Annotated in this window: 8 protein-coding genes; 3 read left to right on the top strand and 5 right to left on the bottom strand. The window is 39.8% G+C overall.

Going from position 1 to position 12,041, the window contains the following annotated elements:
* Window positions 1-89 precede the first annotated feature (89 nt).
* Window positions 90-431, bottom strand: a complete 342-nt coding sequence (locus tag HMPREF2988_RS06485; RefSeq protein ID WP_002285994.1) for a YlbF/YmcA family competence regulator — start codon at window positions 429-431, stop codon at window positions 90-92.
* Window positions 432-498: 67 nt separating this feature from the next.
* The gene (locus HMPREF2988_RS06480) at window positions 499-2,670 is read right to left on the bottom strand and encodes a PBP1A family penicillin-binding protein (RefSeq protein WP_024635784.1); all 2,172 of its coding nucleotides are present in this window, start codon (window positions 2,668-2,670) and stop codon (window positions 499-501) included.
* Between the two features lie 210 nt (window positions 2,671-2,880).
* On the opposite strand from HMPREF2988_RS06480, the gene HMPREF2988_RS06475 reads away from it, so the two are divergent.
* Window positions 2,881-3,738: an RluA family pseudouridine synthase gene (locus HMPREF2988_RS06475; protein ID WP_002316121.1), complete on the top strand. Its 858-nt coding sequence runs from the start codon at window positions 2,881-2,883 to the stop codon at window positions 3,736-3,738.
* Window positions 3,739-3,804: 66 nt separating this feature from the next.
* Here the strand turns inward: HMPREF2988_RS06475 and HMPREF2988_RS06470 are convergent, their stop codons facing one another.
* From HMPREF2988_RS06470 to HMPREF2988_RS06460, 3 genes are read right to left on the bottom strand one after another with little or no spacing between them, the layout of a single operon-like run.
* The gene (locus HMPREF2988_RS06470) at window positions 3,805-4,662 is read right to left on the bottom strand and encodes an ROK family protein (RefSeq protein WP_002373210.1); all 858 of its coding nucleotides are present in this window, start codon (window positions 4,660-4,662) and stop codon (window positions 3,805-3,807) included.
* A complete protein-coding gene (locus HMPREF2988_RS06465) occupies window positions 4,663-7,350 on the bottom strand; it encodes an alpha-mannosidase (protein ID WP_070770247.1) in 2,688 nt (895 codons plus the stop codon).
* Between the two features lie 12 nt (window positions 7,351-7,362).
* Complete coding sequence (locus tag HMPREF2988_RS06460; RefSeq protein ID WP_070770245.1) at window positions 7,363-8,652, bottom strand: glycoside hydrolase family 125 protein; 1,290 nt, start codon at window positions 8,650-8,652, stop codon at window positions 7,363-7,365.
* 149 nt (window positions 8,653-8,801) lie between these two features.
* On the opposite strand from HMPREF2988_RS06460, the gene HMPREF2988_RS06455 reads away from it, so the two are divergent.
* Both HMPREF2988_RS06455 and HMPREF2988_RS06450 read left to right on the top strand, forming a co-directional pair.
* A complete protein-coding gene (locus HMPREF2988_RS06455; RefSeq protein WP_070770243.1) occupies window positions 8,802-9,848 on the top strand; it encodes a GntR family transcriptional regulator in 1,047 nt (348 codons plus the stop codon).
* Between the two features lies 1 nt (window position 9,849).
* Window positions 9,850-12,003 carry a GH92 family glycosyl hydrolase gene (locus HMPREF2988_RS06450; protein ID WP_070770242.1) on the top strand — a complete coding sequence of 718 codons (2,154 nt, stop codon included), beginning with the start codon at window positions 9,850-9,852 and terminating at the stop codon, window positions 12,001-12,003.
* Window positions 12,004-12,041: the final 38 nt, after the last annotated feature.

The raw sequence follows: 12,041 nt of genomic DNA, 5'->3' as shown, positions 1-12,041 counted from the left end.
GAGACAGTCTATCGGCAATAAGAAGCAACTTTGTTATCGCTCAAGGCTGAACGTCTCTTTCACAACCTCTGTTGTTTCATAAAATAGTTCTATTCGCTGTAAAGGTCGCGAACTGGCGTCATGATGATCCGGTTCAAGTCATTGATGATCGTACTGAACCCTTGTTCTTTTTGCATTAAATCATTGATTACTTCTTCTGATTGAATTTTCACAGCCATTTCTTGTGCTTTCATTGCATCTTCGTCGCTGAATTCTTGTCCACTCATTTGTTTTTCTTGTAATTCGATTTGCATCGCTTGGAAGTCTTTGAACAGCTTGTGTGCTTCTTCGTTTGCTTGTACTTTCTCGTACGCTTCTTTCAACGCTTTGAATTCTGGTAATTCACGGATCTCACGTTCGATCTGATTCGCGCTATCGTAGATGTTTGACATGTTATGCCCTCTTTTCTTTTAGTAGTTACTCTCTATTGTAACATGGGGTTATTCGTTTTCAAAGGGTCTACTCTCCTTGATATTTCCGCCAGAGGTCTTTAGCCGCTTCACCAATTCCCTGAACGCCTTCTTTCACCATATCGCCGAAATTCTTCAATCCTTCTTTTGCTTGTTCACCGTATTGATTCAAGTTATCTTGCCAATTTCCAGACTCTCCATTAGAATTACCTGTGTTTCCAACTTGATCTGCTGCTACCACTTGCCCTCCTGTGGCATAGGCATCAGCTACACTAAATCCTGTTTTGGAAGTATAAGGAAGGATACCTTCTGCCGCTGATTTGAAGACTTTCCCGACAACATTTCCACTTGTCCCTTCCAAATAATGCAGCTTGCTGGATTCTTCATACCCCATCCATGTCGAAATCACTACATCTGGCGTATACCCGATCATCCATTGGTCATTTGCTTTCGTGGCATCGAAATTAGTTTCTGTGGTTCCTGTTTTACCTGCTATCGTATAACCTGCAGGGTTCGCAGCAGCTGCTGTCCCATTTGAGAATGTACCAAGAAGCATGCTGGTCATTTCATCAGCTGTTTCCTTTGATATAACCTGTTTTGGCTTTTTGTTTGTATTATCGATGATCACCGCTCCAGTTGAATCAACGATTTTCGTGATGAGATGCGGCGTATACATCTGACCTTCATTGGCAAATGCACTGTAAGCACCCGCCATGATCATTGGAGATACTCCTTTTTCTAATCCGCCAAGAGCTAAGCCATAATACTTATCAGATTTTGCTAAAGGCAGGCCGAATTCTTCTGCTTTATCATATCCTTTTTGTAAACCGATCTCATGCAAAAGCCATACAGCAGGCAAGTTCAAACTTTGTGCAACAGCCTGATACATCGGTACTTCTCCTTGGTATGTCCCGTCAAAATTATGCGCATCGTAATAACTTTGCGGTTCATCTTTCAAGACACTAGAAGGCTTGTAACCAGCTTCCAACGCTGGTGTATACACGCTTAATGGTTTGATCGTTGATCCTGGAGAGCGGCGCATCTGTGTAGCAAAGCTGAATCCTCTAAAGACATGATCTCCTCTTCGTCCTACTAATGCTTGTACACCGCCTGTATTCGGATCTAAAGCTACTGAAGCAGATTGGACCATGGCACCATCTGAAGCATTTGCTGGGAATAATGCATTATTTTGATAAGTAGCTTCTAATTGCTTTTGGTAATCCTGATCTAAAGCTGTATAGATTTTATAGCCTTTATTCATGACATCTTCTTCATCAAGACCATACTCGTTAACTGCTTCATCGATCACTGCATCAAAATAATAAGGATAACGATAACCAGAATCTGAATTATCGTATGTGTCATGAAGATAAGCACTGATGTCTGTCTGGCTTTCTGCTTGTTCTTGTTCTTTTGTGATTTTTCCGTTTTCTTCCATTACGCTTAGTACTGTGTTTTTCCGATCATTCGCATTTTCTGGGTGATCAATCGGATTATAAATACCAGGACCTTTCAGCATTCCTGCCAAAGTAGCAGCCTCAGATAGCGTAACATTCGTTGCATCTACTCCGAAATACTTTCTGGAAGCGTCTTGGACACCCCATACCCCGTTGCCAAAATAGGCATTGTTAAGATACATGGTCAAGATTTCTTCTTTGCTGTACTTCTTTTCGATCTCGATTGCCAAAAATAATTCCTTCGCTTTTCGATCAAATGTTTGATCTAATGTCAGATAAGCATTTTTGGCAAGCTGCTGAGTGATCGTACTTCCTCCGCCCCCTGATGTTCCGCCAGACAAAACCATCCGAACAGCCGCACGGGCGATTCCTTTGATATCAAATCCGTGATGTTCGTAAAAATTCCTATCTTCTGTCGAGATTACCGCATCTTGGATATAGGGAGAAATCGCGTTTAATTCTACGTATGTCCCTTTTTGGGCGTACAGTGTGCCAGCTTCTTCATTTTTCTTATCATAAATGACTGTCGATTGGCTTAATCCAGATTTTAACGTTTCGACATTTGCTTGTTTGGCTAAAATAAAAAGGTAGATACTTGTCACTAAGACACAGATCAAACCAATCAGCAAAATCAATTTGTTCACATGATATTTTTTCCAAATGCGCTTTCGCCATCGATGGAATTGTCCGAGATATGGTCTGATCCATCGCCAAAAACTGATCAAAGCAGCTTTTATCTTTCCTAAAATGCTTTGAAAATCCATTCGCTTCTTCTCCTGTCTATTCAATTCAATCGTCTTATTTTACCATAATGAAAGAGTGTTTTCTTCCTGCTTAAGTTGTAGTTCGATTTGTTTTTTTTCGTTAGTGCAAGTAGAGTAACATAAGAATGAACAGAAAAATGTAAGTTTTTTCTTAAATATGTTTTAAAAATGGTACAATTAGTCTGCAATTTTACCGAAAGGAGTACACTTGTGAAAATCACGATCACTTTACCTATGAACCATCCTGAAACAACGATTCGCGACTTGCTTGAAAAGGAATGGTTAGTTCCTAGAAAGGTTCGGCACTTTTTGCGTATACGTAAAAACGTTTGGATCAATCAACAACCTGCTTTGTTCCATCATGAAGTAAAAGGCAATGACCAGATCACATTGTTATTCGAAGAAACAGATTATAATTATCAAGAAGTCCAATTAGGAGATGCGAAGCACATACGTGTTTTATATGAAGATGAACATTTGATTATAGTGGATAAGCCTGCAGGAATGAAGACTCATCCAAACGAACCAACAGAAAACAGTACCTTGCTCAATCACTTAGCTGCTTATCTCGATACGAAAAAACAACGACCTTACGTTGTCCACCGTTTGGACAAAGAAACAAGCGGCGCTGTTTTATTTGCAAAAAACCCATTTGTCTTGCCGATACTTGGAAGAATGTTGGAACAAAAAATGATCTATCGGAGATATCAAGCCATCGTATGGGGGGAAATCGCCAAAGATAGGACCATTACCAATAAAATCGGACGCGATCGCCATGATCGGAGAAAACGGGTCGTAGATGATAAAAATGGTCAGAACGCCTTGACACATGTCACTGTCGACAAAGTACTTTCTGGAAAAACACAAGTGTATTGTGTTTTGGAAACCGGTCGTACGCACCAGATCAGAGTACACTTAGCTCATATAGGGCATCCAATCGTTGGAGACCCTCTCTACCAAAATAGACCAGCTGAACGACTGATGCTCCATGCATTAGAACTGCACATGATCCATCCATTTACTCAAGAAAAAATAGTTGGTAAAGCTTTACCCGGATTGTGGAAATAGAGAGAAGAACGTAGTCCTATCATTATCTGCTGATAAGACTACGTTCTTTTTGTGTAACTTGTCTGCTTACTTTTGATGTTCGTGTTCTGCTAACAGCAAACTACCGATAATCCCACTTTCATTTGGCAGTCCCCAACGAACGATATATTCACTTACTTGAGGTGTTTCCATGTAGCCACCCATCAATTCAACAAATTGCTGACGGATTTTTTGAAGGAGATGATCCTGATTCATTACTCCGCCGCCTAAAATAATCTTTTCAGGTGCTAACGTCAACGTATAGTTGATCAGTGCTTGAGCAATATAGAAAGCTTGAATATCCCAAATCGGATGATCTTGCGGCAGATCTTGCCCTTTGATCCCTATACGTGCCTCAATAGACGGACCTGCTGCTAATCCTTCCAAACAGTCTTTATGATAAGGACAAGTGCCTTCATATTGATCATCTGGATGGCGTTTTACCCAAATATGTCCCATTTCAGGATGTGCGATTCCTGAAAAAATTTCCTCATTGATCACGACGCCTGCACCGATTCCTGTTCCCACGGTAAGGTAAATACAACTATTTTTTCCTTGTGCTGCCCCTTGCTTCAGCTCCCCGTATGCAGCCGCATTGACATCTGTCGTCCAAGCAACAGGAACATTGTAGCGTTTCCTGATTGTGCCGAGAAAATCAAATTGTGCCCATCCTTTTTTGGGAGTTGCCAAAACATATCCGTAATTATCTTTTGTTTGGTCGATACCAATCGGGCCGAATGAGCCGATCCCGATTCCCTTCAGTTCATAACGATCAAAAAATTCAAATACTTGATCCAATGTTTCTTCTGGTGTTGTGGTAGGGATACTTGTTTTTTCCAAAATCTCTCCACCTTCTGAAACCGCACACACAAATTTTGTTCCGCCTGCTTCTATTCCGCCATACATTTAGTTTTCCTCCTCGAATCCGATTGTCCGAATTTCATAAGGTTGGATTATCGGGACAACCGATTGCTGCGTTGGTTCTTCAAGCAGATTCAATATGACCGTTTTTCGATTGTCTTTAGTTATTTCTAATTTTTCCAAATGACTAGACATATTGAAACCTCTCACTACTACTTTATCACTAAACTTACTCCGTTTCAAAGCTGTAATTGCAAACGTTTCACTTTTTATCGTTAAATATTGTTGTTTTGATGCCAATGTTCCTTCATGATGTTTGATTTGTTGAGTGGAAAAAGGAATCTGTGCCGCGTATGCATGCAAATAAGTAGAGAATGTTTCTTCTGGTCCATGCAGTTCAACGCTGTAATTGAACCGATGCTTACCTAAACACTGTGCTTCTGGTGTTGGAAAATACCCCCAATCTCCTAGTTCTCCCACACAGCGAAGTAGCGTCACCGCGATTTGTCCGTCTTCTGTTACTTCATATTCATTCAAACCAAAGTTTCCGACTGTTACACCGTACTCTTCATCATGAATATTGACAAATGCTTGCTGATGTTGCGGATTCGTGGGGTTTTCCCAACTTTTAGACACATGGTTTGGGCGCTTCACCACTTCAAAAATACTATCTGCTTCGTGATGTTCCACATGTAACTTTGTAGGAAACAAGACACGCAATCGATGATCTTTCATTTGATTGTCAAGAGTCGTTTCAAAGTCGATTTTTTTACTATCTTTTCTGACAGTCATGATCGTTTCTATTTGAAGGATCCGTTTTTCTTTAGATCGTTCTGCTTTTCGATAACGAAATTCTACAACCATCCGTTGTTCTTTCTCTAAACGCTCGTCTGCAGAAACTGGAATCTCCATTTCCTGTAGAATACTTATTTTGGCTATTTCTGGTGTATCTACTAATACTTTTACTTCAGAGCCCTCTTGATTACTGGATAGGATTGGTTGATCATATACAGGTTGCTTAAAGATATACTCGTTTCCTATATCACCGATATCTTCAAAAATATGCAGGTTATTCCATTTTCGTTTGTTTTTGCGATCTTCCATTGTAATGGTACCGTTTTTTTCAATCGTCAAACGCAGGTGGGCGTTTTCGACGATTCGTCCACTCTGACGGATCATTGTTTCCTTTTCTTCTGCTTTCGCTTCCCCTTCTACAAGCGCGAATGTTTCCCAAGAAAACGCTGGCATGTTTTTTATTGGTAAAGTTACCTTGATCGTTCTTGCCATATATGGCACACGGAAACGATCTTTCGGCAAATCATAACCAAATTGTACAGTTTCTTCAGATAAAATAGCTGGTATAGTGGCCCCGCTTTTTGTTTCTACGTGATACTTCTGTCTAGGCAACTGTTCTAACTCTTGATACAGTTGTTCAGGTATTCCTTCAGCGAATCTTTTTCTTGCTAATTCGATGGTTATTTCTGCTTCGCCAGTTTTATCCATTCCCGCAGTATTTACAACGACAAATGGAAAGCTGTCTTTTGGAAATCCAGTTGTATCGATCGCTGTGGCCAGTTGTTCTAAAGAATCTTGTGCAAGATACTTTCCGACTTCATCTGCTTTTTCAAAACGAGGTATCATTTCCCGATGGACAGAATCAACTGAACAACCGCAAATGCTGTCGTGAGGATGATTTTGCATTAATGTCTTCCAAGCATAGTCTAATTGATCGTGGGGATAAATCCCTGTAACTTCGTAAGCCATCGTCGCAAGTGGTTCCGTGATGTTTTCTAGCTGCCGTTGGACCTTGGTATTCCATTGTTTCAAGTAAACGCGAGCAGATGCTGTATTGGCTAAAGTATACCAGCCATCCGTTTCTTGACTTGTCAATTCTCCTTCTACTGAACCTAAGTCTTCTGGCAACTCTTGTCGAACTGCTTCCAGATAGTCAGTAAAATTAGAATGGATGAACTCGTAATCTGGAAACAGCTCATTTGCGAGATGAATTGCTTTTGATATATCTTTTTGTACTGGTTGATGATCAACACCATTCATCATTAATAGATGATCAGTAGATGCATATTGTTCTGCATCTGCTAATTTCTGCTTCCAAAAGACACGAGCAGCTTCTTTTTCTACGGGAATCTCGTTCCCATTGCTATACCAATTGGCAAATAACAGACCAAAAATTTCTGTTTGATCAGGTCCTTTCCACCACATCTCTGAGTATTGAGAAGAATAGTTTTCTGCTTCCAGAACTTGATTGTCAAAGCCAATTGGTTTTACCCCACGGCCAAATGCCGCTGCTGAAATACCAGCTTGTTTCATTAATTGAGGCGTCTGTCCCATATTTCCAAATGTATCAGGAAAATAGCCTAACATGACGGGGGTTCCCCATTTGCGGCTTTCTTCCATACCAATCAGCATATTTCTCACGTTTGATTCCGAACTGATCAGAAAATCATCTTGCAAGATATAAAATGGTCCGATTCTCAATTTTCCTTCATTGATCGCTTGTTGAAGTGCCTGTCTTTTTTCTGGTCTTACTTGAAGATAGTCATCTAAAATAATCGTTTGCCCATCCAAATGAAAACTGTTGAAGGACGGATCAACTTCAAATAGCTCTAATAAATCGTCTATCAATTCAATCAACCGCATGTGATGCTGTTCGTAAGCCATGTACCATTCACGATCCCAATGGCTATGAGAAATGATATATACTTTCTTTTTCATTTACAGTACCTCCTATTTTTCTACTCGAATATCAAAGTAATCCATAACTAATTCGCAAAACATCATATTTGCCCAAGAAAACCATTCTCTCGTATAATTTTCAGGATTGTTCACATCAAATCCTTCGTGCATAAGATGTGTTCCTGCATCAGTTGCTACAAGCAAATTCAATAGCCGTTCTTTTTCAGATTTATCTGGTGTTGTCATTCCTTCCATAGCTAGTGCAATTGGCCAAATATACTCTTTTGGCGTATGGGAAGAACCAATTCCTTTTGCGTATTTTCCTTCATAAAAATATGGATTCTCTTTACTCAACAATGTTCTTCTTGTTTGAAGATAATCTTCCTCTTGTTCTGAACAGTAACCCAAATAAGGTGCCGCAATCAAATTGGGCACGTTGCTGTCATCCATGACCGTCGCGTTCCCCATTCCATCTACTTCGTATGCATAAATCGTTTGCCCTTTTTGATTAACCGTCCGTCCGTGATTTTGGATACCTTTTTGGATTTCTTTCTTCAATATTTGTGCTTTCTGTACAATTTCTTTATCATCGAGTATCGTTTGGAAAATTTCTTCCACATAACCTAACACGACCACCGCAAACATATTGGATGGTACCAGATACCCGTAATGGCAAGCATCATCGCTAGGACGGAAACCAGACCATGTCATACCTGTAAAAGTTGTTTTGGCTCCTCGTCCGTCATTGATCAGCGTATCTTCTTTTCTTGTCGTATCTCGTATAAATGTATAAGGAGAGTGTTCATGATCCTGCTCTGTTTCGAACACGTCTAAGATTTTTTTGATCCCTTCAATAAAAGTTGGGTTGAATTGGTCCGTTTTTCCTGTATTTTTGTAAAGAAGATAGGCCAACTGTATCGGGTAGCATAAAGAATCAATTTCATATTTTCTTTCCCAGATCCAATCGTTCAGTTTTGTGTGATCTGTTTGGTGTCCCGCACCGTTCGCTTCTTCATTGAAGGCATTCGCATATGGATCGATGTTGATATAAAAAAATTGCTTTTTGACCAACCCACTAATCATGTCAGCTAGTTCCTCATCTTCTTTTGCAATCACTAAATAAGGACGAACTTGTGCAGTAGAATCTCGCAACCACATTGCAGGAATGTCTCCTGTCAATAAAAAAGTAGTACCGTCATTTTGCTTTTTGACTGTTGTCAATAGCGTGTTGGCAAATGCTGCTGTAAAATTCGTTGCCCAGTCCGCATGGGTTTTCCCGCATTTTTGTGTGATATCATCCATAAATTTTTGCACTGACTTTGGTATATCTTTATAAACCATACAAATCTCCTCTTTTCATTTGATATATCTTTAAAGATTATACCTCTTGCAGCATTTTATGTCTACGCTTTCAAAAAAATAACTTTTTATTTACTTTTTCATCTATTATGGTATTATTTGAATATGATATATCATTAAGAGGTGTTTATATGAATCAACCATTGTACCAGACAATATTTAATGATTTGCAAACGGCTATTTTAACTGGTGAATTACCTGTGGATAGCCAACTACCAACTGAAAAGGAACTTTCCCATACTTATAAAGTAAGCAGAATCACTTCCAAACGTGCATTGACTGAATTAGAACAATTAGGGCTGATTTATCGTGTACGTGGGAAAGGCAGTTTTGTTAAATCAGCTGCTCCGGAGCAGATGCTTCCTTCTCCTACAAAAACACGGCGGATTCTGTTTCTTCTTCCATATGTCGCTGATTTATCTGTTGGTGATTTTACCAAGGGATTGAATCCTGTGATGCAGGATAAACAGATGGATGTCATGATGACGACACATGATTTTTTACAAAATAAAACGGCAAAAGAACTCATCCATGAATTTGATGGATTGATTTATTATGCCTTTGATACAGAACAGCATCTTGACTTGCTTTTTGAGCTGTCATTAAAAGAATTCCCTGTCATCATATTGGATAAAAAAATCTATGAATTGCCTTTTCCTACCGTGCTTTCCGACAACTTCCAAGGTGGTGTGCTCGCTACTTCTCATTTGATCGAACAGGGACATTCAAAAATCGCTTATTTATTTGGTGCACAGACTCATCCACAATCCGTACGTCAGCGTTACCTTGGTTACCTTGAAGCATTGGACAAAGCTGGTTTGGCTTTCCACACTTCGCTGGATGACAAAAGCGCGACATTCGATGAATTGCTTTCTTATATCACTAAGTATGAAGTGACCGCTTTTGTTTGCGAAAACGATGTTGTCGCTATCCAGACGATGAATTTTTTGAGACAGCATGATTATCATGTTCCTGAAGATTTTTCAATCATCGGATTTGATGATATCCAAGCAGCTGCTCTTGTTGATCCACCGCTGACAACCATTGCACAAGATTTTGAACAGTTAGGCAAGCTTGCTGGAGAGGCTTTGATCACTTGGTTAGAGACAAACGAACGTCCTTCCGACAGCAAATTTCCAGTTTCATTTATCAAAAGACAATCAACAAAGGAGAAATAAAATGAATATCGGTCAAATAGATACTAGACATGGCACAGCTAATCAGCCAAATTTCTCTAACGGGAACTGCCAGCCTTACACTGGCGTTCCTTTTGGGATGAATTATTTTGCACCGCAAACGACCGATCAAAACGGCAGCTGGTGGTTTCATCCTGAGGATCGTGTTTTTCAAGGTTATCGACTTACCCACCAGCCAAGTCCTTGGATGGGCGATTTCAGTCATATGCTGCTCACGCCAATCAATGGTAAATTACAGGAAAATACCCTTTTTCATGCGCAAAGTTCTTACCGCCCAGAAGAAAGTATATTTTGTCCGACTCATCTGTCGATCCGTCAATTGCGTTATGGCATCCGTTCTACATTGATACCCAGTATGTATGGCGGAATCTTATCTATTGATTACAGCAGAAATGATAGCGGTTTACTTTTATCCTTTCCGGGACGTCATCAGCTCTTTGTTATAGATCCTTACACAGTGGAAGGAAAAATCACACATTTTGCTGGTTCAGAAGATCCTGATTTTTCTTTTTATTTCATATTGAGATTTGAATATCCTTTAACAATTGATGAGCTAGCTGTTTCCAACAAAAATAGCGATTCGATCCCGTTGTATTTTGAACAGACAAAAAAACAAACCATCCGATTCGGGACATCTTTTATCAGCTCGGAACAAGCAGCTTATAACCTGGAACTAGAACAAAACCAAAGCAAAGAGACTTACCTTGCTAACAGCCAGAAACAATGGCAATCCTATTTTGATCGTATACAGCTCACACACCATGATCAACAACAATTGCGGACGTTTTATCATAACTTCTATCGGGTGTTTTTATTTCCGCAGACATTTTATGAAATGGATCCTAGTGGGCAAAAAATCCACTATGATACGACTAGCCGATCTGTGAAACCTGGCGTTCTCTATACAAATAATGGGTTCTGGGATACGTATAAAACGGTTTATCCTCTTTATTCTTTGATTGCTGTAGAAAAGTACGAAGAAATGCTGGAAGGTTTCTTGAACAGCTATAGAGAAACTGGTTATTTGCCAAAATGGCTGTCTCCTGACGAACGTGGACTAATGCCTGGGACATTGATTGATGCAGTCATTGCAGATGCTGCTGTAAAAGGTATTCGGCCAGACTTGATGCAGGAATTTCTAACAGCAATGAAGAAAGGCGCTACAGTTCAAAGTAATCATTCAAATTATGGACGACAAGGGACAGATGATTACTTGACATACGGCTATGTTCCTAATCACTACCATGAATCGGTCAATCATACGCTAGATTATGCTTATAGCGACTTTTGTATTAGTCGAGTTGCCAAAGTACTAGCAGAGGACGAAACGGTGAAAAAATATCAGCAACGATCATTGAACTATCAACATATTTTTGACTATGAGACAGGATGGATGCGTTCCAAAGATAAAAATGGCAAATTCAGAGAACCATTTTCTGCTCATCGTTGGGGACAAGATTATGCAGAAGGCAGTGCTTGGCAAAGCAGCTTTGCTGTTTATCATGATTTTGCAGGGTTGATCGAAAAATATGGCGGCAGTGAGAGATTCAAAGAAAAACTCATTGATTTGTGCAATCAATCTCCGACATTTGAAACAGGAGGATATGGTTTTGAGATTCATGAAATGAGCGAGATGGCTGCGATAGAATTTGGGCAGTTAGCTATCTCCAATCAGCCAAGTTTTCATTACCCATACTTGTTCAGCTATATTGGACAACCCGAAATGGCACAGCCATTGCTTAAACAATTGATGACTCAAACTTTCGACGATTCTTCAACGGGTTACCCTGGAGATGAGGACAACGGAAGTATGGCTGCTTGGTATATCTTCAATAGTCTGGGATTCTATCCTGTCACACCAGGGACCGGTGAATATGTTATCGGTATGCCTTTAATGGACAAGGCTGTTGTGCTTTTGTCAAATGGAAAGGAATTGACGATTGAAGCCACTCCTAATCGGCCACAACAGCAATTTATCCATAAAATCAAACGGATGGACAAAGAATATACGAAATTATATTTTACCCATCAAGATTTGCTGAAAGGCGGCAAGATTTCTTACCAATTAGGTATCGTCCCTCATCCTAAGAAGTATCGATCAAAAGATTTGCCTTTTTCCTTATCAAACGATAACTAACAAGAGGATGTGAAAAAGCTGTCCTGCATCAAGTAATA

Source organism: Enterococcus sp. HMSC061C05 (genome assembly GCF_001814765.1).
Taxonomy (GTDB): Bacteria; Bacillota; Bacilli; order Lactobacillales; family Enterococcaceae; genus Enterococcus_B; species Enterococcus_B lactis.
This window is presented reverse-complemented; position numbering and strand designations above follow the sequence as displayed.